Consider the following 26689-nt stretch of genomic DNA (forward strand, 5'->3'; position numbering starts at 1 on the left):
GATGACCTCAACCTCAGTGCGCGTCCGGCGGCGGCGCGTTCAGGGAAATGGGTTTGGAGAAGACGACCGCGAGCAGCGCGACGACGAAGCACAGCGACAGCGCGTAGTACGCATCGGCATAGGTGAGCGTGAGCGCCTCGCGATAGATCAGGTGATGCAGGTTCGCGAGCCCGGCTTGCGCGGTGTCCAGCGTGTTGCCGGCCACCGACGTCCAGTACGCAGCCTGCCGATCGAGCAGCGACGCGATCTGCGGCTGGCCGGCGCTCACGTGCTCGTTCAGGCGCAGGTAGTGAAAGTTCAGCCGGTCGTTGAGCATCGTCGCGCTCACCGCGATGCCGATCGCCCCGCCGAGATTGCGCATCAGGTTGAACAGGCCGCTCGCCGATTTCAGGCGCGACTGCGGCAGCGAGCCGAGCGCCATCGTCACGATCGGCGGCACGCTGAACTGCTGGCCGATGCCGCGCAGCGCCTGCGGCAGCAGCAGTTCGCGCCAGCCCCAGTCGTGCGTGATCGGCGTGTACAGGTAACAGCCGAGCCCGAAGCAGATCAACCCGAACACGAGCAGCGCGCGCAGGCTGAAGTAGCGCGCGGCGAACGCATACGCGCAGAGCGCAATCAGCTGGAACGCGCCGACCGACAGCAACGCGATGCCGATCTGCAGCGAGCTGAACGCGCGCACCTGCGCAAGAAACAGCGGCGTCAGGAACACGGTCACGAAGATCCCGATGCCGGTCACGAACGACAGCAGGCTGCCGATCCCGAAGTTGCGCACGACGAGCGCGCGCAGGTCGACGATCGGATCCTTCGCGGTCAGCGCATGCACGATGAACAGGAAACCGCAGATGCCGGAGATCCACGCGCAGATCACGATCGCGTCGTCGCCGAACCAGTTCTTGCGCGGGCCTTCCTCCAGCACGTATTCGAGGCAGCCGAGGAAACCGGACATCAGCATGATGCCGAGATAGTCGCCGCGCTTGATGAGGCTGAGGTCGGGTTCGTCGATGTGCACGTAGCGCGGCACGAGCGCAGCCACCGCGATGCCCGGCACGAGGTTCAGGTAGAACAGCCAGTGCCACGACCATTGATCGGTGATCCAGCCGCCGATCACGGGGCCGATCGCCGGGGCGAGCGACGCGAGCGCGCCGATGGTCGTCGACGCGATCAGCCGCTGCTTGCCGGGGAACAGCACGAACGCGGTGGTGAACACGGTCGGGATCATCGCGGCGCCGAGCGCACCCTGCAGCCCGCGAAACAGGATCATCGAATTGATGTCCCACGCGACGCCGCACAGCATGCTGGTGATCGTGAAGCCGACCGCCGATGCGGCGAACAGCCAGCGCGTCGACATCACTTTCGACAGCCAGCCCGACATCGGGATCACGATGATCTCGGCGATCAGGTAGGCCGTTTGCACCCACGACAGTTCGTCCTGGCTGGCGGACAGGCCGCCGCCGATGTCGCGCAGCGACGACGCGACGATCTGGATGTCGAGCGTCGCCATGAAGAAGCCGACGCACATCAGCGCGAACGCGAACACGCGCTGCTTCGTCGGTTGCGACGCCGGGTCGCCGGAAAACGCGGTGGTCATCGTCGGCTCCCGTTCAGTTCGCGTGATCGGTATGCACGGTCACGACCGCGGAGAGCCCGGGGCGCAGCACCTGCTCGAGGCCCGGCTGCGGATCGAGATGCACGCGCACGGGCACGCGCTGGACGATCTTCGTGAAGTTGCCGGTCGCGTTCTCGGGCGGCAGCACGCTGAAGGTCGCGCCGGTGGCGGGCGCGAGGCTGTCGACGCGGCCGTGCAGTTTCGTGTTCGACGCATCGAGCGATACGTCGACGCGATCGCCCGCGTGCATCTTGCGCAGTTGGTCTTCCTTGAAGTTCGCGTCGATCCACAGGCCGGACGCCGGCACGACGGTCAGCAGCGGCACGCCGACGTTCGCGAGCATCCCGACGCGGCCCGTGCGGTTGCCGACGTAGCCGTCGACCGGCGAGCGGATCGTCGTGTATTCGACGTTGAGCGCGGCGACACGCTGCGCGGCAAGCGCGGTGTTCACGCGGGCCCGCGCATCGGCGAGCTGCGCACCGAGCACGTCGAGCTGCCGCTTCGACGCGAGCAGCGCGGCGTCGCTGCGGTCGACGGCGGCGCCGGCCTTCGAATAGTCGGCGTCCGCGCGTTCGACGATCTGGTTCGACACGGCGTCGGATTTCACGAGCTCGCGATAGCGCACGCGGTCCGACGCGGCACGCGTCAGCTCGGCCGACGACGCATTCTTCTCGGCCGCCTGCTGGCCGATCACCGCGAATTGCAGTTGCTGCTTCGCCTCGAGTTCGGTCACCGCGGAGCGCGCGCTGTCGACTTCGGCGCTGGCCTGTGCGAGCTTCGCGTCGTAGTCGCGCGCATCGAGTTGCACGAGCACGTCGCCGGCCTTCACGCGCTGGTTGTCGGTCACGAGGATCTTGTCGACGAAGCCGTTGACCTTCGGCGCCAGCACGGTCACGTCGCCGCCGACATACGCATCGTCGGTGCTTTCCTGAAAGCGCAGCACGAACAGCCAGTCGAGCGCGGCGGCGGCGACGACGATGACGACGGCACCCACCGCGATGCGCATCCACGGCACGCGGCGCTGTTGCTTCGCGGGCTGGTCGAGTGTGGCTGCTTCACGGGATGAGGCAGCGGCTTGGGTCGTATCCATCGATTCACCTATGTATATGCACTTATCAAGTCGATCGACGGCATGTCGTCGATCGGGGAAGGGGCTAGCGTTCCGGCAGGTTGTGCGTGATCCGGAACAATTCGTCTCTCAGGCGGGCCGCCTGCGTCGACCCGAACCGCTGCTCGAACGCTTCCTGCGCGGCGAGCCAGTGCACGTGCGCGTCGGCGATCTTCGTTTCGCCGTGCGCGGTCAGCGCGAAGGTCTGGCGGCGGCACCGCGGCTCGATCTGGCCCGCCACCAGCGCCGCGCCGATGAGCGGCTTGAGCGCGCGCAGCAGCGCGGTGCGTTCGATCACCAGCACGGTCGACAGCGTCGCCATCGTCAGGCCGGGCCGGTCGCGCAGCAGCGCGAGAATGCTGTACTGCGACGGCGTCACGCCCGCCCGCGACAGATAGCGCTCGTAGAACTGCGAGATTCGTCGGGCGGCTTGCCGGACCGCGAAGCAATCGTCATCGGTGAGCGTCATCTTGTGCATGTACACATGTTAGGAGGCAATGCGGCTCGAAGCGAGCGGCGGGGCACGATCAGATTGTTGTCGCGGCTGTACCAATCGGCGTCAGGCGGCCGCCGGAACGATCCAGCCTTCGCGGTCGCAATAAGCGGCCGTGTAGTCGATGAACGTCTTGACCTTCGCGGGCAGCAGCGCGCGGTTCGCGTAGGCGAGCTTGATCTCGACGAACGCATCGACGAGATCGGCGTCGGCCAGCAACTGCACGAGCGCGCCTGACGCAAGCTGGGCATCGACGAGCGTCTTCGGCACGACGCCGATGCCGAAGTCGTGCATCACCATTTCACGGTTGAAGACGGGGCTGTTCGACGAGATGTCGAAGCGGAACGGCACGGTCAGCGTGTTGCCGTCGACGCGGAACGACAGCGCGGGCCGGCGCAGAGACGGCGACATCGGCACAAATGGGTGATCGGCGAGATCGGCTGGCGCGACCGGGCGCGAATGCGCGCGCAGGTACGCGGGTGTCGCGACGATCACGAGCGGAATCCGCTCGATCAGCCGCACGACGGTCGATTCGTTCGTCAGCATGTACGGGACGACGATACCGATGTCGTAGCCTTCGCCGACGAGATCGATGGGGCGCTCGGTCAGCGTCACGTCGAGGCGCACTTTCGGGTGCGCGGCCTTGAAGCCGGCGATCAGCGGCACCAGCCGGTTCAGCGTGGCCGTCGTGTGCGCGACGAGCCGCAGCAGGCCTTCGGGCTCGCGCGTCGGCGACTGCGCTTCCGCCTCGAGCGAGTCGAGTTCGTCGAGCACGGCCGCGCAGCGCTCGTAGATGCGCTCGGCCGTTTCGGTCAGCGACACCTGGCGCGTGGTCCGGTGCAGCAGCCGGCTGCCGAAGCGCGCTTCCAGATCCGCGACCGCGCGCGACACGACCGGCCGTGCGAGGCCGTGCATGTCGGCGGCGCGCGTGAAGCTGCGCATCTCCACCACCGACCGGAAAATCCGCAGCTTGTCGATGTAGTCCATGTCCGTCTCCTTGACGCGAGGCCGGCCGCCGGCCTGGTTACGGCGAGTGTACATTGACTTTATGCATATGCACATATAAATTGCGGAACATGAACGACACCTCGATTGCCCAGGCGTGCAACTGTCTCGCGCTGCGTCAGGCGGCGCGCTTCGTCACGCAGCTGTACGAACGCCATCTGGCCCCGGTCGGCGTCACGCCCGCCCAGTTTTCGATCATGGCGAACCTGACGCGCCAGCCCGGCCTGCTGATGAGCGAACTCGCCGATGCGCTCGTGATGGATCGCACGACGCTGCTGCGCGCGCTGAAGCCGCTGCAGCGCGACGGGTTCGTCGCGACGGCCGCGTCCGAGTACGACACGCGCGCGCATGCGCTGAGCCTCACGAAGCTGGGCGAGCGCACGTTCGCTGAAGCGAAAGTCGCCTGGCAGGCCGCGCAGGACGAATTCGAGACGCAGTTCGGCCGCGACCGCGCGAAGGCGCTGCGCGACGAGCTGTTCAGTGTGACCGCGGAACGCTAGGCGGCTGGCTGGCGGCAAACTGGAGCTGAATTCGAGCCATTGGTTGCTTCGGCGACGCTCAATGGCGGAAATTGGTTTTTGAAACTGTCCGGTCAAGTGCTGATCTGGACAGTTTTTATTTCCAGTTGTAGAGTCCCCTGACGGATTTCACGAGCCGGCGCGGCCGGCACGCGTCAGAGGAGCGTTCGATGCTGCAGTTGAGTGACCGCGACAGCGCCATGCTGCGCGGGGATTTCGGCGAGGGCGTCGCGCGCGCGATGCGGATCGTCGCGCGCACGGCGCACGTGATGTCCGCGCCGCACCTGATCGACATCACGTCTGCCCATATCGACGGCTGCCTTTACCACGGCCAGACCAGTCTCGACTTCGTCGAGTATTTCGTCGACACCGGCGCGAAGGTCGCGGTGCCGACCACGTTGAACGTCGGGTCGCTCGACCTGATCCATCCCGAGCTGTACCACGGCGATCGCACGATCCAGCGCGACGCGCAGCGCCTGATGGACGCGCATCTGCAGCTCGGCTGTGAATCGAGTTTCACGTGCGCGCCCTATCAGCTGAAGAACCGTCCCGCGAAAGGCGAGCAGATCGCCTGGGCCGAATCGAACGCGATCGTGTTCGCGAATTCGGTGCTCGGTGCGCGGACGAGCCGGTACGGCGATTTTCTCGACCTGGCCGCCGCGATCACCGGGCGTGCGCCGTATGCGGGGCTGCATGTCGAAGCGAACCGCGCCGCGCGGATCGTGTTCAACGCACCGGATTTCAGTCGCTTGGCGTCGCGCGACATCTATTTCGCCGCGCTCGGGCTGCTGATCGGCAGGATCGCGGGCGCGGTCGTGCCGGCGATCGTCGGGCTGCCGGCGGACACCACGGAAGACGAACTCAAGGCACTGGGCGCGGCCGCCGCGTCGAGCGGGGCCGTTGCGCTGTTCCATGCGGTCGGTGTGACACCGGAAGCGCCTACGCTCGACGCCGCATTGCACGGACAAGCGGCGCCACGCACGGTCGATGTCACGATGGCCGATCTCGATGAGATTCGCCGCACGCTGAACCACGGCGCGGCCGGCGATGCACTCGTCGCGGTAGCGCTCGGTACGCCGCATTTCTCGCTGGCCGAATTCCGCACGCTCGATACGTTGCTCGATGCATTCGACGGCAGGCCGGCCTGCGATTTCTACGTGAACACGAGCCGATTCATCCTGTGGGAACTGGAGGAGGCCGGCCTCGCGGAGAAATTCGCGGCACGCGGCATCCAGATCGTCGTCGATACCTGCACGTACATCACGCCGGTGATGAAGCAACTGTCGGGGCTCGTGATGACCAATTCGGGGAAATGGGCGTCGTATGCGCCCGCGAACATCGGCGTGACGGTCGCGTACGGCAGCATGCGCGAATGCGTGCGTTCGGCGTACGAAGGAAAGGTGCGATTCGATGACTGAAGCCACGCGCAAGGGTTTGACGGGCGACACGCTCGTGCCGGGCAGCGCGTGCGCGCGCCCGTTCGTGCTCGACAAGCCGCTCAGCTTCTGGGGCGGCTACGACTCGGGTGCGGGAAAGATCGTCGATCGCGGCCATCCGCAGGCCGGTGCGAGCCTCGCCGGCAAGGTGATGGTGATGCCGCACGCGAAGGGCTCGAGTTCGAGCAGCAGCGTGCTCGCGGAAGCCGTGCGCAACGGCACCGGGCCGGTCGCGATCGTGCTGAAGGAGCGCGACCTGATCATCTCGATCGGCGCGATCGTGGCGGCCGAACTGTATGCGATCGCGGTGCCGGTGGTGTGCGTGACCGATGACGTGTACGACGCGATCGCCGCCGCGACGGGGGAGGTGCGGATCGAAGCGGGAGAGGGGGATGGCGGTGCGCGGATTTGCGTCGACCTCTGACGTTTCGTGCGCGGGATCGGCTCAGATGAAGCGAATGTGCGACGTTTCTTCGTTCGAGAGCGACAGTGCGTGCCGGGCAGCATTCATCTCGCGCTTGCCGCCTGGCTGCCTGAGCCGCCGGATCTCGGGCCACAAGATTGCGCCGAACACGGTGCGCAGGATCGTGCTCAGCAGGAAGAGCGCGATCGCGGCGCTGCCGAACCACGTGGATATCTCCAGCACGCTGTCCGTGCTGCGTTCCGTCGCGGACACGAGGCCGATGGTGATGGCCATGGCGACCAGCATGCCGATCGTTACGACGATATCCATGCGGGCAGCCGCGACTTTCGCGGTGCGAACGAGATACACCGAGCCGTCGGTCGCGTTGCGGATAGCGTAGATGGCTCGGCGATCCCGATCTTGCGTGTATGCAACGGTCAACCGGTCGCCCGCGACGATGAACACGCTTCGCGTGCTGTCCGTCCTGAGCGTGAGCGGTGCGTCGACCGTGTCGAGCTGGAGCGCAATCTCCTCGAGGCTTTGCGTGGTCATGCCGAGGTTGTTGCTCCAGATCTTCGTACTGATCGTGTTCTGGCTGACCGACGTCACGCAACCCGACGCGATCTGCATGGTGCGATCGCTCATCCGTTGCTCTTTTCCGCCGTGAAACCGGCCGGTTCGTATTGCCACTTTTCCTGGGCTTCGCGCCGCTGGGGCCGGAAGACCAGTTCGGACAGGCCGGCGATCGCGAGCAGGGTGCCCAGCAGGCTGATGATGCCGACGACCAGGGTCACCGCGCCGACGAACGCCCAGCCCGATTTGAAGGCGGCGCCGTCGATCAGCAGGCTCAGCATGAAGATGCATGACGCCCAGATGAGGAGCGACACGTTGCTGCTCTTTTGTCTGAACACGTTGTAAGGAGCGATTGCGACGTCGTTGCCTTTGATCCACGCGATGCTGCGGCGACCGCGATCGTCGAAGACACACGCACGCACCGCCATCCCGGGCTTCAATCGATCGATCTGCTTGAACGCCTCCGCATCGATATCGTCCGCCGCGATGAAGTAGCACGTGCCCTGCATCGTCAGGCGATACAGCGGCACCTTCTTGCTATCGGACGCGACACGAATGAGGTTCGTATCGATACGGTCGATCGTTGCGTCGATCAGGGTGGTGTGATTGGGCATGGGGCGGGAGAGTGCGCCGGTGGGCGCCGCTTTGGCGTGGCATTGATCATACCGATGAAATTCCGCGCAGGCACGTCGTGCCGCCCGCAGCCCCGCGTCATTCGTGCGACGTGCCCGCGGCGGCGTCCCGATACGCACTCGGCGTCTGCCCGGCCCAGCGCCGGAACGCGCGCGTGAAATTCGCCGGGTCGGTGAATTGCAGCCGCTCGGCGATCGCCTTCAGGTCGAGATCCGACGCGGCAAGCAACTGCTTCGCGTCGCGAAACCGGGCTTCATCGAGCAATTGCCGATAGCTCGAACCGGCTTCCTCGAGCCGACGCCGCAGCGTGCGTGTGGATACGAGCAGCGCGTCGGCGAGTGTCTCCGGCCCAGGATATTCGCCAGCCCCGCGTGCCAGCTCCGCGCGCACGCGTTCGACGAGATCGCCTTCCTCCTGGCGCACCTGCGCATACTCGCGCTCCACCTGCACGAGCGCCTGCCGGTGTGCGACTTCGTCGGCGAGCGGCAGCGGCCAGTCGAGCACGTCGTGCGCAATCCACAGCGCGTTGGCGGTGCAGCCGAATTCGACCGGCGGCAACTGATCGCGATAGCGCGCGAAATAGGGCGGCTCCGGCCACGCGAATTGCAGCTTGATCGGCGGCGACGTGCGTCCGGCCCATTGAGAGATGTTCTGCGCAAGCCCGGTCAACACGAATTCGAACATCACGTGATGCTGCAGAACGGGGCTGGCCTGCACGCCGTGCAGTTCGAGCGTCGCGCCGCGTTCGTCTTCTGCATAGGTCAGCCGATATTGGCGATTGCGCATCCGGAAGTAGCGCTGCGTGACGGCGAGCGCTTCCCGGATGTCCCGCGCGGTCAGCGTCGCATAGCCGAGAAAGCCGTGCACGGTCGGCTTCAGCAGCAGCCCGAACGCGAGCCCGATGCCCGGATCGCCGCCGATCGCGATCGCATTGAGCACGAGCCGCCCCCATTGCGACGGCGCGACGCGCGCGTCCGGTTCGGCCAATACTGCATCACGCAGGCCCGTGCCGGCGCGCACGGCGGCCAGATCAACCCCGCGTGCGGCCAGCGCCTGCAGCAGCAGGCGCGGATAGGCGACCGGAATCGTCGGCCGGCGTAGCCCGAGGCGGTCCTTGGCGAGAGGGGAGGTCATGTCGTCTTGGCCGGAAATGACAAGCATTATGGCTGTTTGCCCCCTCACGTTCAAGGCGGCGCGCGCCTACGATGTCACGCATCGCTTACTGGCACGCATCGGCACGCTCATCATGACCACGACCTTTCCCCACCTGCTCGCCCCGCTCGATCTCGGTTTCACGACGCTGAAGAACCGCGTGCTGATGGGCTCGATGCACACGGGCCTCGAGGACAGCCGCAAGACGCTGCCGCGGCTCGCCGAATATTTCGCCGAGCGCGCCCGCGGCGGCGTCGGCCTGATCGTGACGGGCGGCTTCGCGCCGAACGTCGCCGGCTGGACCAAGCCGTTCGGCGGCACGCTGATGACGTCGGCTGCCGCGCGGCGGCATCGCGAGATCACGGATGCCGTGCATGCGGAGGATGGCAAGATCGCGCTGCAGATCCTGCATACGGGACGCTACGGCTATCACCCGTTCGCGGTCGCGCCGTCGAAGATCAAGTCGCCGATCTCGCCGTTCGCGCCGCACGAACTGAGCGCACGCGGCGTCGAGCGGCAGATCCGCGCGTTTGTCCGCTGCGCGAAGCTCGCGCGGGAAGCCGGGTATGACGGCGTCGAGATCATGGGCTCCGAAGGCTACCTGATCAACCAGTTCATCTCGATGCATACGAACAAGCGCACCGACCAGTGGGGCGGTTCGTACGAGAACCGCACCCGGCTGCCGATCGAGATCATCGAACGTACGCGCGAAGCGGTCGGCCGCGATTTCATCCTGATCTACCGGCTGTCGATGCTCGACCTGATTCCGGACGGCAGCGACTGGAGCGAAACCGTGCAGCTCGCGAAGGCCGTCGAGCGCGCGGGCGCGACCATCATCAACACGGGGATCGGCTGGCACGAGGCGCGGGTGCCGACGATCGCGACGTCGGTGCCGCGCGGCGCGTTCGCGTGGGTGACGAAGAAGATGAAGGGCGAGGTAGGCATTCCGCTCGTGACGACCAACCGGATCAACCGCCCCGAAGTGGCCGAGCAGATCCTCGCGGACGGCTGCGCGGACATGGTGTCGATGGCGCGCCCGCTGCTCGCGGATGCCGAGTTCGTCGTCAAGGCCGCGCAGGGTCGTGCCGACGAAATCAATACGTGCATCGGCTGCAACCAGGCGTGCCTCGATCACGCGTTCAAGAACCAGATCGCGTCGTGCCTGCTGAACCCGCGCGCGTGTCACGAGACGGAACTGAAATACACGCCCGCCGCGCGGCCGAAACGCATCGCGGTGGTCGGCGCGGGGCCGGCCGGGCTCGCATGCTCGACCGTGCTCGCGCAGCGCGGCCATCAGGTCGACCTGTTCGACGGCGCGGCCGAGATCGGCGGCCAGTTCAACATGGCGAAGCGGATTCCCGGCAAGGAAGAGTTTCACGAAGCGCTGAGCTACTTTGGCCGCCAGATCGAGCTGACCGGCGTGAACCTGCACCTGAACCGCCGCGTCGACGCGAACGACCTGATCGCGGGCGGCTACGACGAGATCGTGCTCGCGACCGGCGTCGCGCCGCGCGACCCGAAGATCCCGGGGCAGGACGGGCCGAACGTGCTCAGCTACATCGACGTGCTCGCGGGCAAGCAGCCGGTTGGCCGGCGTGTCGCGGTGGTCGGGGCTGGCGGGATCGGCTTCGATGTCGCCGAGTATCTGGTGCAGGAGGGCGAATCGCCGGCGCTCGATCTGGAAGAGTGGAAGGCCGAGTGGGGCGTGACCGACCCGGCCGCGACGCGCGGTGGCGTAACGCGTGCACAGGTGACGGCGCCGGCGCGCGAAGTGACGCTGCTGCAGCGCAAGGCCGCGCCGCTCGGCAAGGGGCTCGGCAAGACGACCGGCTGGATTCACCGCGCGACGCTGAAGATGAAGCAGGTGAAGATGATCGGCGGCGTGAACTATGAACTGATTGATGCGCGCGGGCTGCACGTGTCATACGGCGAGCAGCGCACCGATCACGAAGTGATCGAGGCCGACACGATCGTGCTCTGCACGGGGCAGGAGCCGCAGCGCGCGTTGCTCGCGCCGCTGCAGGCTGCCGGGCGCTCGGTGCACCTGATCGGCGGCGCGGAACTGGCCGCCGAACTCGACGCGAAGCGCGCGATCGATCAGGGCTCGCGGCTCGCCGCGCGGCTGTAACGGACGGTCGCTGCGACGGCCACCCGAGAAGGTACGCCGCGTGGCGATGATCCGCCTGCGCGGCCGTTCGGGGCTCACCGTCTGCTGCACCGATTCGCCGGCGCAGGACTGAAACGAGCCGCAACGCCGGCCGCGTCGCCACGTAACGTGGCGGCGCTACCCCGACAGACCGTGGCGGCGATTGGCCATCACCCGGCTCAGGCCGCTTCGGCCCGTTCTTCCTCTTCCGCTTCCAGCATCGCCTTGACGATCAGGTAGATGGCCGGCAGGTCGTCATCGTCGCGGCGCCAGTCGACCGGTTCCTCGACATCCGCGGCGACCAGGCGGCTGTCGCGCAGCCGGATGAACGCGTCGACGACGGCCGGATCGTTGCGGCTCAGGAAGCCGGCATTCGAGAATGCCAGCTCTTCGACGTTCAGCAGCGCCTGCCAGCTCATCGTGCGCACGGCCGCGGGATGAGTGCGGCGCTGCAGGCCGAGCGCCCGCTGCGCGGGGCCGCCCGCGACACGTTGCAGATCGACGACCGCCCGCTGCGCGGCGCGCTCGAAGTGGACGGGGTTGAAGCCGGGTTGCTCGGGATCGAATGCGGATGCCTGGAACATGGTTGCCTCACAAAAGTCCGTTCGTCTGTGAATGACGGAATTCGGGTCAAATGGTGCAAAAGCACTGTAAATATATACAGTGTCTGGCGCGGTTTCAAGCCCCGGATGAAGGATTTCGTGCGATGGCGGTCGAAGCGGGCGGCTGCCCCGGGCAGGCGACCGATCTACACCGCTGCCGCGATCGTCTCCCGCAACCACCGATGCGCCGGATCGCGATGCACGCGTTCGTGCCACAGCATCGACATTTCGTAGCCGGGCACGTCGACGGGCGCGGCCACGACACGCAGCGCGGGCATGTCGCGCACCAGCCGCTCGGGCACCATCGCGACGAGATCGGTGCTGGCCACGGCCGACAGCACGAACAAGAAATGCGGCACCGACAGCACGACGCGCCGCGTGACGCCCACCTTCGCGAGCGCTTCGTCCGTCACGCCGAAGAAGCCGCCGCCGTCGGGCGACACGATCACGTGCTCGAGCGTGCCGAACTGCGCGAGCGTCGGGCGCCGCTTCAGCTTCGGGTGCCCGGCACGGCCGATGAGCACGTAACGCTCGGCGAACAGCGGCAAGCGCCGCATGCCGGGCGGCGACGCTTCGGTCATGTGGAAGACGAGATCGATGCCGTTTCGTTCGGTGTCCTGCTCGATGCGCGGCGGTACCAGCTCGACCACGGCGAGGCGCGTGGCGGGCGCGGCCGAACGCAGCGTGTTCAACGCGGGCAGCACGATCGTCGATTCGCCGTAGTCGGTCGCGGCCACGCGCCACGTGTTCGTCGCGGTCGCGGGATCGAACGGCGTGGCGGGAATGACCGCGCGCTCGACCGCTTCGAGCGCATCGCGCAACGGTTCGCGCAGCGCTTCCGCGCGCGCGGTCGGCCGCATTCCACGCGGCCCCGGCAGCAGCAGCGGATCGCCGAACACGTCGCGCAGCTTCTGCAATTGCACGCTCACCGACGGCTGCGACATGTTCAGTTTCTCGGCCGCGCGCGTGACGTTGTGCTCGGCGAGCAGCACGTCCAGCGTGACGAGCAGATTGAGATCGAGTCGTCTGAGATTATTCATGGCTATACCTGGAATATCAGAAATTCATTTCAAATATACCGTTGGCGGTCGCATCCTGCAGTCATTCAATCAACGGAGTACCGAACATGAATGTGCTGATCGTCTATGCCCATCCCGAACCGCGCTCGCTGAACGGCGCGTTGCGCGACTTCTCCGTCGCCCATCTCGAAGCGGCCGGCCACACGGTGCAGGTGACCGACCTGTATGCGATGAACTGGAAGGCGGCGTTCGACGCGGACGACGTGACCGATCGTGCGCCCGATGCGCGGTTCGATCCGTCGCTCGACTCGAAGCGCGCGTTCGCGGCGGGTACGCAAAGCGAAGACATCGCACGCGAGCAGGAGAAGCTGAAGTGGGCCGACGCGGTGATCCTGCAGTTCCCGCTGTGGTGGTTCTCGATGCCGGCGATCATGAAGGGCTGGTTCGAGCGCGTGTATGCGTGCGGCTTCGCTTACGGCGTGGGCGAGCATTCCGACACGCACTGGGGCGATCGCTATGGCGAAGGTTCGCTTGCCGGCAAGCGCGCGATGGTGATCGTCACGGCAGGCGGGTGGGAGTCGCATTACAGCCCGCGCGGCATCAACGGGCCGATCGACGACGTGCTGTTCCCGATCCAGCACGGGATGCTGTATTACCCAGGCTTCGACGTGCTGCCGCCGTTCGTGATCTACCGGACGGGGAAGATGAACGACGCGCGCTTCGACGAAACGCGTGCGGCGCTCGGCAAGCGTCTGGATGAACTGTGGACCACGCAGCCGATCCCGTTCCGGCGGCAGAACGCGGGCGATTACGACATTCCGGCGTTGACGCTGAAGGAAGAAATCGTGCCGGGGAAGGCGGGGTATGCGGTGCATCTGGCGCACGAGCATGGATGATGCATGGCCGGCCCGAGGGAGAAAGCGGCGCGCGGGCATATCGACACCTGCGCCCGAATCAAGTAGTTTCCGGAGATCGACGCGATTCGTCTGCACAATAGGCCGGCATGGCCCGTGCAGCGAATCCGTCTCGACGGAGAACAACAACGATGATTTTCGAACCACCGGGCCACGCAGAACCGATCGATGACAACCGGGCCGTCCTGCTGATCGAACTCGAAGCCGGCGGCTATCTGACGGAGGAGCAGGCGGCGCGCGTCACCCAGCGTCTGAGGGACGCACCGGCCGAGCTTCCCGACACCGATTCCCCGCGCAAAATGCTCGACTGGCTGATCGCCGAGGGCTATACGACCGCGGACGCCGAAGCGAAAGCCACGCATGAACTGCTGGACGGCCGCTACGCGAGCGGCAACGCGAAAATCGTCCTGATGACGGTGCTGGAGGAGATCGATCCGCCCCGGTTCGAACAGCGTCGGAACGAAACGATCGCATCGATGCAGCGTGAGCAAAAGAAGAAGCAGATGCTGATCGGCTTCGGCGGCCTGGCGGCGGCGCTCGCGGTGGGCGCCTACCTGTTGTGGCCCGCATCGGCGCCCGCATGCGGCGCGTCGAGTACCACCAAGGCGCTGAATTCGCTGTTGTTCGACGCGCGCAGGGACATGATGCTCAAGAACCCGATGCAGATGCTCGACCGGGGTACCAAGTCGTTCCCGCACGTCAGCAACCCCCGTGAAGTCGGCTACGACGAGGCCAATCGGGCGCGCGGCTGCCTGGCGGACGTGAGTATCGCCGACGAGCACGCGACGCTCGGCTATGTGGTCCGGCACGACGACAAGGACGAGAGCGCCTTTGTCGTGCAGACGTTCTCGCCCGAATACGTGACGGCTCGCTACAGTGCGCAGGGCCTCGATCCGAAGCTCGGCGCACCGCTTGGCCGCGACGTCATCAGCGCGGCTTTCATGGCAGGCGTCGCGCAACTCGACAAGGACGTGTCGGCGCGCATGCCGCGCTACGGCAAGCCGATGTTCGGCGACGACACGCCGACGACGCTGACGAGCAGCGTGCTCGGTGTCATGCCGGCCGCCGACTGCAAGCCGATCGATGGCGACCGCGTGTCGTGTCCGTTGCTGATCGATTATCGCGACCGGTTGCTCGGTGCGATCGGCGCGCCGTCGATGCTGCAGTTGAAGGGCGATTTCACGTTCGTCAAGGAGGGCAGCGGCTGGAAAGCCGCCGACGATTTCGACAAGACGCTGATGCAGGCGATCGTCGCGCGACGCGTCGCGAAGGTGTATGGCGACGACGTCGCCGACAAGATGGAGGCGGAGAAGAAGTAGGCTGCGCGTCAACCCGATCGACCGCTGCGGCTGACGCAATGAAACGGGCGGCCTGCGAGGCAATCGCCGGCCGCCCGTCTTTCTTGTCAGTGCTCGACTGCTTGCTTACCGATCGTCTTCCCGCACCGAAGACGGATGCCGGCACAGCGCCCGCACTTCCATCTCCATATACGGAAACAGCGGCAGCTGGCTCAGCAGGTCATGCAGCTGCTGCACGCTTTCCACATCGAAAATGCTGACGTTCGCATACTGCCCGGCGATCCGCCACAGATGCCGCCAGGTCCCTTCGTTCATCAGCCGCTGGCACATCGCCTTTTCTTCCGCCTTCAGCGTGGCCGCCTTGACCGGATCCATGTCCGTCGGCAGACGGACGGTCATTTCCACATGAAACAGCATCCTGCACTCCTTGCGTTATCGGTTCGTCGAATCGGAAGGCCACTCACGCCTGCGCGCGGGCTCGCTCGACTTCGCTGCCCGGCACGTCCGGCTTTTCCTTGAGCAGCGAGAAGTCGAAATCGATCAGCGCGAACTGCCCGTCGACGCCATACGGCTTGCCTTCCGCGCCCTCGGCCTGCTTCACCGGTGGGATCAAGCCGTCGCGCGTGGCGAAGGCGAAGTCGTCCCACAGATGCGGATCGCCATCGATGTTGATCTGCGTCGTCAGCTTACGATAACCGTCCGCCGAAACGAAGAAGTGAATGTGCGCCGGGCGATGGCCGTGGCGGCCGAGCTGGTCGAGCAGTTGCTCGGTCTTGCTGCCCGGCGGCACGCTGTAGCCGACCGGCAGCACGCTGCGGAAGCTGTAGCGGCCTTCGGCGTCGGTGCGGATCGAGCGGCGCAGGTTGAACGCGGGCTGCGACTGATCGAAGTACGAGTAGTTGCCGAGATGGTTCGCGTGCCACACCTCGACCAGTGCGTTCGCGATCGGCGCGCCGTCCTGGCCGAGCACCCGGCCGCGCATGATGAGCGTCTGGCCCGGATCGGTGCCGTCGTCGAGACGCGCATGGCCGACCGATTCCGGCGCACCGGCGACATACAGCGGCCCTTCGATCGTGCGCGGCGTGCCGCCCTGGATGCCGGCCTTTTCCTCGGCTTCGTCCATGCGCACGTCGAGGAAGCGCTCGAGGCCGAGGCCCGCGGCGATCAGCCCGAATTCGCGGCCGGCTTCGTTCAGGTAGTTCAGCGCCGTCCAGAATTCGCTCGGCTGCACGTCGAAGTCCTCGATCGTGTAGCAGATGTCCTTCACGATCCGGTTGACGATCGCGCGCACGCGCGGGTTGCCGGGCTTCTCGGCGGCGTCGTCGAAGGTCTTCAGCAGTGCGTCGATGGCTTGCTTGTTCATCTGTGTCTCCGGTTTCGGTTGTCGTGTGGGGTCAGCGGGCGTCGCGTCGCATCCGTTCGATGCGTGCCCAGTCGAAGGTGATGCCGAGGCCGGGCGCTGCCGGCAGATGCAGCTTGAAATCCGCGTAGCGCAGCGGCTCGACGAGGATCTCCTCGGTGAGCAGCAGCGGGCCGAACAGCTCGGTGCCCCATTTCAGCGAGTCGAACGTACTGAACAGTTGCGCGGACGCCATCGTGCCGGCCGCGCCCTCGAGCATCGTGCCGCCGTACAGTTCGATGCCGGCCGCCGCCGCGATCGACGCGACGCTCGCCGCACCCTGCAGGCCGCCCGACTGCGCGATCTTCACAGCGAACACGTCGGCCGCGCGCTCCTGTGCGAGCGCGAATGCATCGACGGGACCGTGCAGCGCCTCGTCGGCCATGATCGGCACCTGCGCGAGCTGCGTGAGGCGTTTCAGCCCCGCGCGGTTGGTTGCGGCAATCGGCTGCTCGACCAGGCTCACGCCGGCTTCCGCCAAGCGCGCGCCGGCCCAGATCGCGTCGGTTTCGCTCCACGCCTGGTTCACGTCGACACGCACGTCGCCGCGTTCGCCGAGCGCGCGCTTGATCGCGATCACGTGTGAAACGTCGTCGGCCACCGCGTTCGAGCCGATCTTCAGCTTGAACGCACGGTGGCGGCGCGCGTCGAGCATCGCCTCGGCTTCCGCGATGTCGCGCTGTGTGTCGCCGCTCGCGAGCGTCCAGGCGACATCGACCGCATCGGTCCGGCGGCCGCCGAACAGTTCCGACAGCGGCACGCCGAGGCGGCGCGCTTGCGCGTCGAACAGCGCGGTTTCGATCGCACACTTCGCGAAGCGGTTGCCCTGGAACAGCTTGCGGGCGCGCGCCAGCGCAGCGCCCGGGCGGGTCGCGTCCATGCCCTGCAGCAGCGGTGCGAAGTAGGTGTCGATGTTGACCTTGATGCTTTCGGGGCTTTCCTCGCCGTACGCGAGACCGCCGATGGTGGTCGCCTCGCCGACGCCTTCGATACCGTCCGTGCATCGAATACGCACCAGCACGAGGGTCTGGCAATTCATCGTCGCGACCGACAATTTGTGGGGCCGGATCGTCGGCACGTCGACGAGCAGCGTCTCGATGCGTTCGATGGTGGCGGCAGTTGCTATCATGCGATTCCTCCTGTTGGTGCACATGGTAGGAATTCCCGCCCCGCGTCGTCCAACACTCTTTCCGACTACTTCCATACCTTTGAGGCATGAAATGGAATTGCGTCAGCTCCGCTACTTCATCGCCGTCGCCGAGGAAATGAACATCACGCGGGCGGCGGAGCGGCTGCACATGACGCAGCCGCCGCTCAGCCGCCAGCTCCAGGCGATCGAGGACGAAATCGGACTGCCGCTGTTCGAGCGCGGCGCGCGGCCGCTGAAACTGACGGATGCGGGGCGCGTGTTCTATGCGCAGGCGAAGCGCCTCGTCGACCAGGCCGACGAGCTCGGCCCGCTGACGCGGCGGCTCGCGCAGCTGTCGGAGCGGATCGTGATCGGCTTCGTGCCGTCGACGCTGTACGGCGCGCTGCCGGACGTGATCCGCGCGTTTCGCGAGGCGCAGCCGGACGTCGAGTTGTCGCTGATCGAAATGTTCACGCTCGAGCAACTCGGCGCGCTGAAGGGCGGGCGGATCGACGTGGGCTTCGGCCGGCTGCGCTTCGACGACGACCAGCTGGTGCGCGAGGCGCTGATCGAGGAAAAGCTGATCGCGGCGCTGCCGGTCGGGCATCGGCTCGCCGATCCGGCCCGGCCGCTGACGCTCGCGGACATCGCGAACGAGACGCTGATCGTCTATCCGAGCACGCCGCGGCCGAGCTTCGCCGATCAGCAGCTGTCGGCGCTGCGCGACGGTGCGCTGGTGCCGGCGGCCGTTCACGAGGTGCGCGAGCTGCAGACGGCGCTCGGGCTGGTGGCCGCGCAGGTCGGCGTGTCGCTGGTGCCGGAGAGCGTGGAGGGCGTGCGCGTGAAGGGCGTGGTCTACCGGCGGTTGCCGGAGCCGGCCGCGACGTCGCCGATCATCATGAGCCGCCGGCTGCACGGCGAAAGCGCGGCGACGGCCGCGTTTTGCGCGATTGCGCGGGCGATGATCGTGCCGGTGGGGTGACGATCGTCGTCATCTCTATAAATTGCAACTAACGGTCTGTTTCGGTGAGCACCGACAGATACGGGGAGGGCGCCGTGGTCTCATGCGCTGTCGAATGAGCGCTTTGCCGGTTACGCAAGCCCCCGGCCGCGCGCGCATGCGCGACGACGTTACCGCTTCCCGTCGAGCGTTTCCGACGGCGATTCCCCGAACTTCTCCCGATACGCGATCGCGAACCGCCCCAGGTGCGTAAACCCGCAATCGAGCGCGACATCGGCGATCCGCCGGTCGGACACCGCGCCGCGCAGCAGCTCGCGCGCGTGGTCGAGCCGCGTCGCGCGCAGGTATTGCATCGGGCTCATCCCGCGGAACTGCAGGAACGCGTCGCGCAGCGTCCGTTCCGGCACGTTGGCGGCCTGGACGATATCGGCGAGTTGCAGCGGTTGCGCGTAGTGCGCGTTCACGAACTCCTGCGCGCGCCGCACGAAGCCCGGCGCCGGGTCGCGGTGCGACGCCTGCAGCACGGACGGCGGGTGGCCTTCGATCAACAGGTCGATCAGCAGGTGCTCGAGCTGGGAGGCGACGCGCGGGTTCGCGTTCGCGCGTTCGAGCAGTTCGGGCGAGCGGGCGACGAGCATCAGTTGCTGGCGCCACGCGGCGAGCGCCGAGTCGCTGACATGCAGCACGGGATCGAGCGTCGCGCGCGGGTCGCCGGTCAGCGAGCCGACGGTCGCCGCGTCGATGCGCAGCACGAACTGCTCGCAATCGGCGGACAGCACCGCGTCGAAGCGTTCGCCGGGCGCACACAGCACGCCGGTCTGGCCGTCGACGCCGAGCTGCCGCCCCATCGCGCGCACCTCGGCCTGGCCGGACAGGCAGAACATCAGCAGGTAGTAGCCGTCGACCGCGTCGACCTGCACGCGCATCGCGTCGCCGAACGCGATCGTGCCGATCCCGAGCCCGCCAAGCCTGACGAAATCCATGTGCGATGCGCCGCGCGTGCGGCCGTTCGGCAGCAGCGCATGCGGCTGCATCACGCGCGAGATCCGCTCGCGCGTCTCGTCGAGATCGCGGGATTCGAACAGCCGGTGCGCGCGCAGCGCGAGCGGCTCGAACGACGTTGGGGACATGGGCATCAGCCTTGGTGTGGACGGCGTGCGCGTCGATCCGATCAATGGGTCGCGATCGTGCGCCGGGTCGTGTGTGCCGTCATGCTAGCGCAGAAATCCGCCGAAAGTGGATATTGCGCTGCCGCAATCGCACTTTCCGGATAGACGGCGAATATTAGCTTTTCAAAAATCGGCTCCATGCATTCAACGCAACGGATCGACAAGGAGTCCGACATGGAGCAGACAGAATCGCCCGTCGTTTTCGCCGCGCGCGACGACGCGTCCGACGTGAGCTTTCCGCACGACGACGGCTCGCGCGTGCCGTACAAGGTGTTCAGTTCGCGCGCGGTCTACGATCGCGAGCAGGAACGCATCTTCCGCGGCCCGACGTGGAACTTCGTCGCGCTGGAAGCGGAAATCCCGAACGCCGGCGACTTCAAGAGCACGTTCGTCGGCGACACGCCGGTGGTCGTCACGCGTACCGAGGACGGTGCGCTTTCCGCGTGGGTGAACCGCTGCGCGCACCGCGGCGCGCAGGTGTGCCGCAAGTCGCGCGGCAACGCGAGCTCGCACACGTGCGTCTATCACCAGTGGAGCTTCGACAATTCGGGCAACCTGCTCGGCGTGCCGTTCCGGCGCGGCCAGAAGGGAATGTCCGGGATGCCGGCCGACTTCGACCCGAAGCAGCACGGGCTGCGCAAGCTGCGCGTCGACAGCTACCGCGGACTCGTGTTCGCCACCTTCAGCGACGACGTGATGCCGCTGCCCGACTATCTCGGCGAGCAGATGCGCCCGTGGATCGACCGGATCTTCCACAAGCCGATCGAGTATCTCGGCTGCACGCGCCAGTATTCGAAGTCGAACTGGAAGCTGTACATGGAGAACGTGAAGGATCCCTATCACGCGAGCATGCTGCACCTGTTCCATACGACCTTCAACATCTTCCGAGTGGGGATGAAGGCGCGCTCGATTCCGGATGCGAACCACGGGCTGCACAGCATCATCACGGTGACGAAGACGGGCGACGACACGTCGGCCGCGTACAAGCAGCAGAACATTCGCTCGTTCGACGAAGGTTTTCATCTGGAAGACGAATCGATTCTCGACCTCGTGTCGGAATACGACGAGGACTGCACGAACCATATCCAGCCGATCTTCCCGCAGCTCGTGATCCAGCAGATCCACAACACGCTGGTCGCACGGCAGATCCTGCCGAAAGGCCCCGACAACTTCGAGCTGATCTTCCACTTCTTCGGCTACGCGGACGATACGCCCGAGCTGCGCGCGCTGCGCATCAAGCAGGCGAACCTCGTCGGGCCGGCCGGCTACATCTCGATGGAGGACACCGAGGCGACCGAGCTCGTGCAGCGCGGCACGGTGCGCGACGGCGACGCGACGTCGGTGATCGAGATGTCGCGCGGCAATCCGGACCAGCAGGACACGGTGATCACCGAGAGCCTGATCCGCAAGTTCTGGGTCGGCTACCAGAAGCTGATGGGCTATTGAAGCGGGAGCGCGGAACGATGGAAAACCTGACGGAAGACATGAAGACGTGGTTCGAGATTTACATGCTCCAGAACCGCTATATCGGGCACCTCGACAACGACCGGCTCGAAGCATGGCCGACGATGTTCACCGAGGATTGCACGTACGAAATCGTGCCGAAGGAGAACGCCGACCTCGGGCTGCCGGTCGGGATCGTCCACTGCACGAACCAGCGGATGCTGCGCGACCGCGTGGTGTCGCTGCGGCACGCGAACATCTATGAAGAGCATACGTATCGGCACATGACGTCGGGCCTGACGATCGTCGCGGAACGCGACGGCGAGATCGATACGGAGAGCAACTACGTCGTCGTGCAGACGCGCAGCAACGGCGAGTCGAACGTGTACCAGGCCGGCAAGTACTACGACACGGTCGTGCGCACGCCGGACGGGCTGCGCTACAAGACCAAGCGGGTGATCTACGACACGTCGCGCGTGCAGACACTGCTCGCCACCCCGATCTGATACGGAAGCAAGGAACTGACATGACCGAAGCAACGCTGGCCGAGTGGCATCCGCTCGGCGCTTTCGACGAATTCTCCGAAGACGAACCGGCCGCGCGCGTCGCCGGCCAGAAGCCGATCGCCGTGTTCCGGATCGGCGACGAACTGTTCGCGATGCACGACCTCTGCACGCATGGCCACGCGCGGCTGTCCGAAGGCTATGTGGAGGATGGCTGCGTCGAATGCCCGCTGCACCAGGGGCTGATCGACATCCGCACCGGCGCGCCGAAATGCGCGCCGATCACGGAGCCGGTGCGGACGTACCCGATCCGGATCGTCGACGGGCAGGTGGAAGTCAATGTCGGCTGATCCGTTCGTGATCGTCGGCGCCGGGCATGCCGCGCGGCGCACGGCCGAAGCGCTGCGCGAGCGCGACGCGGCGGCGCGCATCGTGGTGATCGGCGCGGAGCGCGCGCTGCCGTACGACCGACCTGCGCTGTCGAAAGATGCGCTGTTGACGGACGGCGGCGAGCAGCGTGCGTTCGTGCGCGACGCGGCGTGGTACGACGCGCAGCGCATCGAGTTGCGGCTGGGTACGCGTGTCGATGCGATCGAACGCGATGCGCAGTGCGTGCGGCTCGACGACGGCACGACGCTGGCTTATGCGCGGCTCGTGCTCGCGACGGGTTCGCGGGTGCGCATGTTCGGTGGTGAGATCGACGCAGGCGTCACGCCGCATTACGTCCGCACGGTCGACGATGCACGTGCGTTGCGCGCGCAGCTTGTGCCGGGCCGCCGCGTGGCGGTACTCGGCGGCGGGTTCATCGGGCTGGAGGTCGCGGCGGCGGCGCGCCAGCTCGGGTGTGACGTGACGGTGATCGATCCGGCGCCGCGCCTGCTGCAACGTGCGTTGCCGGAAGTGGTCGGTGCGTATGCGCATCGGTTGCACGACGCGCGGGGCGTGGTCTTCCAGATGACGACGCTGCCGCGCGCGATCCGGCGCGCCTCGGGCGGCGGCGCAATCGTCGAGACAGATCGTGGCGACGTGCCGGCCGATCTCGTCGTGGTCGGCATCGGTGTGGTGCCGAATGTCGAGCTGGCGCAGGCGGCGGGGCTCGATGTCGACAACGGGATTCGCGTCGACGCGGGCTGCCGCACGGTCGATCCCGCGATCTTCGCGGCGGGCGAGGTGACGATGCACTTCAATCCGTTGCTCGGGCGTCACGTTCGGATCGAATCGTGGCAGGTGGCCGAGAACCAGCCGGCGGTTGCGGCCGCGAACCTGCTCGGCGCGGACGAGACCTATGCCGAGCTGCCGTGGCTCTGGTCGGATCAGTACGACTGCAACCTGCAGATGCTCGGGCTGTTCGGCAGCGAGCGCACGATCGTCGTGCGCGGCGATCCGGCGAATGAGGCGTTCACGGTGTTCGGGCTGGGGGATGACGGCAGGATCGTCGCGGTGGCGGCGGCGAACCTGGGGCGCGACATCGGCGCATCGCGCCGGTTGATCGCGGCCGGGGCGGTGCCGGACCCGGTGAAGCTTGCGGATCCGGCGGTGAACCTGAAGACGTTCATGTAGCGGGCGCTCGGTCGTCCGGCCCGGCATGCGGTAACGATGCCGGCCGGCGCCGTGTGCAATCCGCCGATCCGATCCGGCGGCGTCCGGCACGCTCGACGCGTGTCGCAATGTTTGTCGGCAGCCCCGCAACCGGTGCATATTAGCGGCATCGTTCGCCCGACCCGTTGCCCATGACGCCAGACAAAGCCCTCGAACTGAAACGCAGCAAGCGCCGTGCCCTGTGGCTGTTGCTGGCCGCCGTCGCGGTGTTCGTCACGACGATTCTGCTGCCGCGCGGCCCGTGGGTCGACGGCGTCAAGGCCGTGGCCGAAGCCGCGATGGTCGGCGCGCTCGCCGACTGGTTCGCGGTCGTCGCGCTGTTTCGCCGCGTGCCGATCCCGTTCGTGTCGCGCCACACCGAGATCATTCCGAAGAACAAGGACAAGATCGCCGACAACCTCGCGGTGTTCGTGCGCGAGAAATTCCTCGGCCCCGACGCACTCGCCGCGCAGATTCGCCAACACGACCCTGCGCAGAAACTCGGCGCTTGGCTCGGCGAGCCGGCGAACACGGAGGCGCTCGGCGGCTATGTGACGAAGCTGATGAGTTTCGCGCTCGACATGACCGACGACGCGCGGATCCAGTCGTTCGTCCACGACGCGTTTCGCGCGGTGATCGACCGGGTCGACCTGTCGCAATCGGCCGGCGCGATCCTCGACACGCTGACGAAGGACGGCCGCCACCAGGCGCTGCTCGACGATGCGATCGAACAGGTGGTCGACGTGCTCGACAAGGAGGAGAACCGCGAGGTGATCGCGGGCTTCATCGTCGAATGGCTGAAGACGCAGTACCCGAAGGTCGAGAAGATCATGCCGACGCAGTGGTTCGGCGAGAACGGCGCGCGGATGCTCGCGAGCGCGGTGAGCCGCGTGCTGGAGGGCGTGGCGGCCGATCCCGAGCACGAGCTGCGGCAACGTTTCGACCGGACGGTCCTGCGCTTGACCGAGCGGTTGAAGCACGATCCCGCGTTCATCGAGAAGGGCGAGGAGATCAAGCGCTATATCCGCGACGGCGCTGCATTCAACGACTATGTGCGCGACTTGTGGGATCAGTTGCGCGCGTGGCTGAAGGCCGATCTCGCGCGCCCCGATTCGGCGCTGCACCGGCAGGCCGCGATGCTCGGCGGCTGGCTCGGTGCGCGGCTCGCGGAGAGCCCGGCATTGCGTGCGTCGCTGAACGAGCACGTGGAGAAGGCCGTGCACGAGATGGCGCCGGATTTCGCGGATTTCCTGATGCGTCACATCCGCGACACGGTGCGCAACTGGGATGCGCGCGAGATGTCGCGGCAGATCGAGCTGAACATCGGCAAGGATCTGCAATACATCCGCATCAACGGCACGCTGGTCGGCGGGCTGATCGGGCTCGGCTTGTATCTGGTGTCGCTGGTGCCGCGCTGGGCGGCCGGTTGGCTGCACTGACACGGCCACGGGTATCGCGCGGCGGGCGAGACGGGCCGCGCCCGCGCGTCAGGCGTGCGCTTTCGAGCCGTGCAGTTGCAGGCCGAGCGCCTTGATGACCTTCAGGATCGTGCCGAAGCTCGGGTTGCCGTCGTGCGACAGCGCCTTGTACAGCCCTTCGCGCGACAGGCCCGCATCGCGCGCGACCTGCGACATGCCGCGTGCCCGTGCGATCACGCCGAGCGCATGCGCGATGAAGGCCGGATCGTCGCCGCCTTCCTGCAGGCACGCTTCGAAGTAGTCGGCCATGTCGTCTTCGGTTTTCAGATGATCGGCCGAATCCCACGGCCGGGTGCTGATCTTGTCCATCGGTTACTCCATGTCGAGATGCGCGAGCATCGCGTGCGCGGCGCGGATGTCGGCCTGTTGCGTCGATTTATCGCCGCCGCAGAGCAGGATGACCCAGATCGTTCCGCGCCGGACGTAGTAGACGCGATAGCCGGGGCCGTGGTCGATCCGCATCTCGACGACCGGCGAGCCGGCGGACTTCCAGTTGCCCGGATTGCCCATCGAGAGGCGGTCGATGCGTGCCTGGATGCGGCGCTTCGCGACGCGATCCTGCAGGCCGGCAAACCAGGCGTCGAAGACGTCGGTGGTCCGGATGCTGAATGCAGGAGCACTGTAGGGCAGGAATGGCAATGTGTCAACCATGGTTCACATGTCTATTGAATGGAACATCGTTGCCATTACAGCCCGGCGGGCGCGTCGCGCGGCGTTGACTGGCCGTCAGGCCGACCTTTGCGCGCCGGAGATGGCCGTCCGGTCGAAGTCGGAATTCCGCGAATCCGTCTACAATCAAAAACGTCTTTGCCGCCCGTGCGCGCTTGCCGCGCGCGGGCGGGTCCGTTCGTCCTCCGGCATCCGGAGGCGCCGCCCCGCATTACGCATCGAGCATGCATCTTGCGCGGCGAGCAGTGCCGTGGTCTGTGTCCAGTAGGTAAGGCGTCCGCGTGCCGTAGGCCGGCGCGCGTCCTGAACGCCGCGTGTCCGTAGGCCGGGCAGGCGGCATAACCGAGAGTCCCCTTGACGTCCTCGTCCGCCTAAAGGCGGAGGATTCCCACACCTGGCGATGCACGTCCGCATCGGAGAATGTTCAACGCAGCGTTGATATCACGATCATGCACGACACCACATCCACTGCAGGCCCACTCTCTTATTCGCAGTCCCGCGATACCTTTCGGCCGCGTCGTGCTGTCTTGCGACCCGCACGCCGAACAGGACTGGGTGGAACCGCTTTCGTCGACTTCCTCGAACGTGGCACCGTGCGCGATCGCTTTGTAGCGGAGCTTGTTTCGGAAGGACGACCAGGATGCGTCGTAGACGCTCTTCGCCATCCTGGTTCTGGCGAGTTTCGCGGGCGACACGTTGCCGACCGCGATGTAATCGAAGCGCCGCACCAGATCGAGCGCGAGCTTGTGCTGGAAATCGGCACGCGCATTCGCCACCTTGGCGTGCAGCTTCGCGATGTGCCGCTTATGCTTTCGCGCTCGCTGCGCTTTCGCCAGCTTTTCCGCCGCTCGTCGACCGAACCGATCGTTAGGCAGCTTCTCGCCGGTCGAAAGTGTGGCGAAGTCTTTCAGGCCGAGATCGATGCCGACCCCGGAACGGATTGGGCGGGCCTGAACATCGGGCATCTCAATCGCGATGTTGAGAAACCAGTTGCCGCGCGCATCCTGCGCAAAGTTGGTCCCGTCCTTGATCTTGCCTTCCGGAAGCGGTCGACTGTTGAACACACGAAACGTGTTGCCGGCAAAGCGGAATGCTTCGCCTTCGCGCTTCAGGTCACGGCCCTTCAGCGGCACCCAGCCCAGCGATTTCCTGCCGCGATAGCGCAGGTAGGGGCGTCGGTGCTGACTGCGCGACTTCGCATATTGCTCGCACGTCGCGTTGATCGTGCCCGAGTGGATGCCGAGTTCCTTGCTGCTACCCGTGGTCAGCACATTCAAATCAAAACCCGTTGGCCACCTCTTGTTCCACTTGAGCGCGTGCTTCTGCGTGTCATTGCAGAAGTTCCAGACGTAGTTCACCGCACGGCTCTGCTTGTTGAGCAAGCCGTTGAGCGACTTCACGCGGTAGCGGTAGACAAGGATCATGCCGGTGATCCTAACCCGTGGAAGAAGCTG

Annotated in this window: 28 protein-coding genes; 12 read left to right on the top strand and 16 right to left on the bottom strand. The window is 66.2% G+C overall.

Going from position 1 to position 26689, the window contains the following annotated elements; all coding sequences use genetic code 11:
* Nucleotides 1-13 precede the first annotated feature (13 nt).
* The 4 genes from CFB41_RS20970 to CFB41_RS20985 all read right to left on the bottom strand — a co-directional run bounded on the left by CFB41_RS20970 (nucleotide 14) and on the right by CFB41_RS20985 (nucleotide 4194).
* A complete protein-coding gene (locus CFB41_RS20970) occupies nucleotides 14-1588 on the bottom strand; it encodes a DHA2 family efflux MFS transporter permease subunit (RefSeq protein WP_089443077.1) in 1575 nt (524 codons plus the stop codon).
* Nucleotides 1589-1601: 13 nt separating this feature from the next.
* Nucleotides 1602-2696 carry an HlyD family secretion protein gene (locus CFB41_RS20975; RefSeq protein WP_089443076.1) on the bottom strand — a complete coding sequence of 365 codons (1095 nt, stop codon included), beginning with the start codon at nucleotides 2694-2696 and terminating at the stop codon, nucleotides 1602-1604.
* 64 nt (nucleotides 2697-2760) lie between these two features.
* On the bottom strand, nucleotides 2761-3192 hold the full coding sequence (locus CFB41_RS20980; RefSeq protein ID WP_089443075.1) for a MarR family winged helix-turn-helix transcriptional regulator: 432 nt from the start codon (nucleotides 3190-3192) through the stop codon (nucleotides 2761-2763).
* Between the two features lie 81 nt (nucleotides 3193-3273).
* Nucleotides 3274-4194, bottom strand: coding sequence for a LysR family transcriptional regulator (locus CFB41_RS20985; protein WP_089443074.1), 921 nt, complete (start codon nucleotides 4192-4194; stop codon nucleotides 3274-3276).
* A gap of 89 nt (nucleotides 4195-4283) precedes the next feature.
* Between CFB41_RS20985 and CFB41_RS20990 the strand changes: the two genes are divergently transcribed.
* The 3 genes from CFB41_RS20990 to CFB41_RS21000 all read left to right on the top strand — a co-directional run bounded on the left by CFB41_RS20990 (nucleotide 4284) and on the right by CFB41_RS21000 (nucleotide 6590).
* Nucleotides 4284-4712, top strand: coding sequence for a MarR family winged helix-turn-helix transcriptional regulator (locus CFB41_RS20990; RefSeq protein ID WP_089457749.1), 429 nt, complete (start codon nucleotides 4284-4286; stop codon nucleotides 4710-4712).
* 188 nt (nucleotides 4713-4900) lie between these two features.
* The gene (locus CFB41_RS20995) at nucleotides 4901-6148 is read left to right on the top strand and encodes an aconitase X (RefSeq protein ID WP_089457750.1); all 1248 of its coding nucleotides are present in this window, start codon (nucleotides 4901-4903) and stop codon (nucleotides 6146-6148) included.
* On the top strand, nucleotides 6141-6590 hold the full coding sequence (locus CFB41_RS21000; protein WP_089443071.1) for an aconitase X swivel domain-containing protein: 450 nt from the start codon (nucleotides 6141-6143) through the stop codon (nucleotides 6588-6590). Before CFB41_RS20995 ends, CFB41_RS21000 begins: the two co-directional genes overlap by 8 nt.
* A gap of 21 nt (nucleotides 6591-6611) precedes the next feature.
* On the opposite strand, the gene CFB41_RS21005 is transcribed toward CFB41_RS21000, so the two are convergent.
* Genes CFB41_RS21005 through CFB41_RS21015 form a run of 3 tightly spaced genes read right to left on the bottom strand, consistent with a single transcriptional unit; the run spans nucleotide 6612 to nucleotide 8936 of the window.
* Nucleotides 6612-7214, bottom strand: coding sequence for a hypothetical protein (locus tag CFB41_RS21005; protein ID WP_089457751.1), 603 nt, complete (start codon nucleotides 7212-7214; stop codon nucleotides 6612-6614).
* Entirely contained in the window at nucleotides 7211-7894 is a 684-nt protein-coding gene (locus CFB41_RS21010; RefSeq protein ID WP_242808578.1) for a hypothetical protein, read from the bottom strand. The genes CFB41_RS21005 and CFB41_RS21010 overlap by 4 nt, the downstream gene beginning before the upstream one ends.
* Nucleotides 7854-8936 carry an AraC family transcriptional regulator gene (locus CFB41_RS21015; RefSeq protein WP_089457752.1) on the bottom strand — a complete coding sequence of 361 codons (1083 nt, stop codon included), beginning with the start codon at nucleotides 8934-8936 and terminating at the stop codon, nucleotides 7854-7856. The genes CFB41_RS21010 and CFB41_RS21015 overlap by 41 nt, the downstream gene beginning before the upstream one ends.
* Nucleotides 8937-9021: 85 nt before the next feature.
* Here CFB41_RS21015 and CFB41_RS21020 point away from each other — a divergent pair, with 85 nt between their 5' ends.
* The gene (locus tag CFB41_RS21020) at nucleotides 9022-11055 is read left to right on the top strand and encodes an NADPH-dependent 2,4-dienoyl-CoA reductase (RefSeq protein WP_089458945.1); all 2034 of its coding nucleotides are present in this window, start codon (nucleotides 9022-9024) and stop codon (nucleotides 11053-11055) included.
* Between the two features lie 197 nt (nucleotides 11056-11252).
* On the opposite strand, the gene CFB41_RS21025 is transcribed toward CFB41_RS21020, so the two are convergent.
* Together CFB41_RS21025 and CFB41_RS21030 are read right to left on the bottom strand one after the other, a co-directional pair.
* On the bottom strand, nucleotides 11253-11657 hold the full coding sequence (locus CFB41_RS21025) for a DUF2471 family protein (RefSeq protein ID WP_089457753.1): 405 nt from the start codon (nucleotides 11655-11657) through the stop codon (nucleotides 11253-11255).
* Between the two features lie 164 nt (nucleotides 11658-11821).
* On the bottom strand, nucleotides 11822-12715 hold the full coding sequence (locus CFB41_RS21030; RefSeq protein ID WP_089457754.1) for a LysR family transcriptional regulator: 894 nt from the start codon (nucleotides 12713-12715) through the stop codon (nucleotides 11822-11824).
* A gap of 86 nt (nucleotides 12716-12801) precedes the next feature.
* Here CFB41_RS21030 and CFB41_RS21035 point away from each other — a divergent pair, with 86 nt between their 5' ends.
* Both CFB41_RS21035 and CFB41_RS21040 read left to right on the top strand, forming a co-directional pair.
* Nucleotides 12802-13590 carry an NAD(P)H-dependent oxidoreductase gene (locus CFB41_RS21035; protein WP_089457755.1) on the top strand — a complete coding sequence of 263 codons (789 nt, stop codon included), beginning with the start codon at nucleotides 12802-12804 and terminating at the stop codon, nucleotides 13588-13590.
* 149 nt (nucleotides 13591-13739) lie between these two features.
* A complete protein-coding gene (locus tag CFB41_RS21040) occupies nucleotides 13740-14927 on the top strand; it encodes a hypothetical protein (RefSeq protein ID WP_089457756.1) in 1188 nt (395 codons plus the stop codon).
* Between the two features lie 105 nt (nucleotides 14928-15032).
* Here CFB41_RS21040 and catC read toward each other — a convergent pair whose 3' ends face one another.
* The 3 genes from catC to CFB41_RS21055 are packed head-to-tail and all read right to left on the bottom strand — an operon-like array spanning nucleotide 15033 to nucleotide 17434.
* Nucleotides 15033-15323, bottom strand: coding sequence for a muconolactone Delta-isomerase (catC, locus tag CFB41_RS21045; protein ID WP_011355923.1), 291 nt, complete (start codon nucleotides 15321-15323; stop codon nucleotides 15033-15035).
* A gap of 43 nt (nucleotides 15324-15366) precedes the next feature.
* On the bottom strand, nucleotides 15367-16269 hold the full coding sequence (gene catA / locus CFB41_RS21050) for a catechol 1,2-dioxygenase (protein WP_089457757.1): 903 nt from the start codon (nucleotides 16267-16269) through the stop codon (nucleotides 15367-15369).
* Nucleotides 16270-16300: 31 nt separating this feature from the next.
* Nucleotides 16301-17434 (bottom strand): muconate/chloromuconate family cycloisomerase, encoded by a 1134-nt coding sequence (locus CFB41_RS21055; protein ID WP_089457758.1) that lies wholly within the window; start codon nucleotides 17432-17434, stop codon nucleotides 16301-16303.
* Between the two features lie 91 nt (nucleotides 17435-17525).
* Here CFB41_RS21055 and CFB41_RS21060 point away from each other — a divergent pair, with 91 nt between their 5' ends.
* Nucleotides 17526-18416 (top strand): LysR family transcriptional regulator, encoded by an 891-nt coding sequence (locus tag CFB41_RS21060; protein ID WP_089457759.1) that lies wholly within the window; start codon nucleotides 17526-17528, stop codon nucleotides 18414-18416.
* Between the two features lie 149 nt (nucleotides 18417-18565).
* Here CFB41_RS21060 and andR read toward each other — a convergent pair whose 3' ends face one another.
* The gene (gene andR / locus CFB41_RS21065; protein ID WP_089457760.1) at nucleotides 18566-19525 is read right to left on the bottom strand and encodes an anthranilate 1,2-dioxygenase regulatory protein AndR; all 960 of its coding nucleotides are present in this window, start codon (nucleotides 19523-19525) and stop codon (nucleotides 18566-18568) included.
* Nucleotides 19526-19738: 213 nt separating this feature from the next.
* Here andR and andAc point away from each other — a divergent pair, with 213 nt between their 5' ends.
* From andAc to CFB41_RS21090, 5 genes are all read left to right on the top strand, one after another.
* Nucleotides 19739-21010 carry an anthranilate 1,2-dioxygenase large subunit AndAc gene (andAc, locus tag CFB41_RS21070; protein ID WP_089457761.1) on the top strand — a complete coding sequence of 424 codons (1272 nt, stop codon included), beginning with the start codon at nucleotides 19739-19741 and terminating at the stop codon, nucleotides 21008-21010.
* Nucleotides 21011-21027: 17 nt separating this feature from the next.
* Nucleotides 21028-21513 (top strand): anthranilate 1,2-dioxygenase small subunit AndAd, encoded by a 486-nt coding sequence (gene andAd / locus CFB41_RS21075; RefSeq protein ID WP_089443060.1) that lies wholly within the window; start codon nucleotides 21028-21030, stop codon nucleotides 21511-21513.
* 20 nt (nucleotides 21514-21533) lie between these two features.
* Entirely contained in the window at nucleotides 21534-21860 is a 327-nt protein-coding gene (gene andAb, locus CFB41_RS21080; RefSeq protein WP_006479527.1) for an anthranilate 1,2-dioxygenase ferredoxin subunit AndAb, read from the top strand.
* Nucleotides 21850-23070, top strand: a complete 1221-nt coding sequence (andAa, locus tag CFB41_RS21085) for an anthranilate 1,2-dioxygenase system ferredoxin--NAD(+) reductase (RefSeq protein ID WP_089457762.1) — start codon at nucleotides 21850-21852, stop codon at nucleotides 23068-23070. The genes andAb and andAa overlap by 11 nt, the downstream gene beginning before the upstream one ends.
* A gap of 170 nt (nucleotides 23071-23240) precedes the next feature.
* Nucleotides 23241-24527 (top strand): DUF445 domain-containing protein, encoded by a 1287-nt coding sequence (locus tag CFB41_RS21090; RefSeq protein WP_089443058.1) that lies wholly within the window; start codon nucleotides 23241-23243, stop codon nucleotides 24525-24527.
* Nucleotides 24528-24575: 48 nt separating this feature from the next.
* Here CFB41_RS21090 and CFB41_RS21095 read toward each other — a convergent pair whose 3' ends face one another.
* The 3 genes from CFB41_RS21095 to CFB41_RS21105 form a co-directional block, all read right to left on the bottom strand.
* Nucleotides 24576-24875, bottom strand: a complete 300-nt coding sequence (locus CFB41_RS21095) for an addiction module antidote protein (RefSeq protein ID WP_069251007.1) — start codon at nucleotides 24873-24875, stop codon at nucleotides 24576-24578.
* Nucleotides 24876-24878: 3 nt separating this feature from the next.
* Nucleotides 24879-25217 carry a type II toxin-antitoxin system RelE/ParE family toxin gene (locus CFB41_RS21100; protein ID WP_089457763.1) on the bottom strand — a complete coding sequence of 113 codons (339 nt, stop codon included), beginning with the start codon at nucleotides 25215-25217 and terminating at the stop codon, nucleotides 24879-24881.
* 389 nt (nucleotides 25218-25606) lie between these two features.
* Nucleotides 25607-26659: an RNA-guided endonuclease TnpB family protein gene (locus tag CFB41_RS21105; RefSeq protein WP_089457764.1), complete on the bottom strand. Its 1053-nt coding sequence runs from the start codon at nucleotides 26657-26659 to the stop codon at nucleotides 25607-25609.
* Nucleotides 26660-26689 lie beyond the last annotated feature (30 nt).

Origin of the sequence: Burkholderia sp. AU33803, assembly GCF_002223095.1 — a bacterium.
Classification (GTDB): domain Bacteria; phylum Pseudomonadota; class Gammaproteobacteria; order Burkholderiales; family Burkholderiaceae; genus Burkholderia.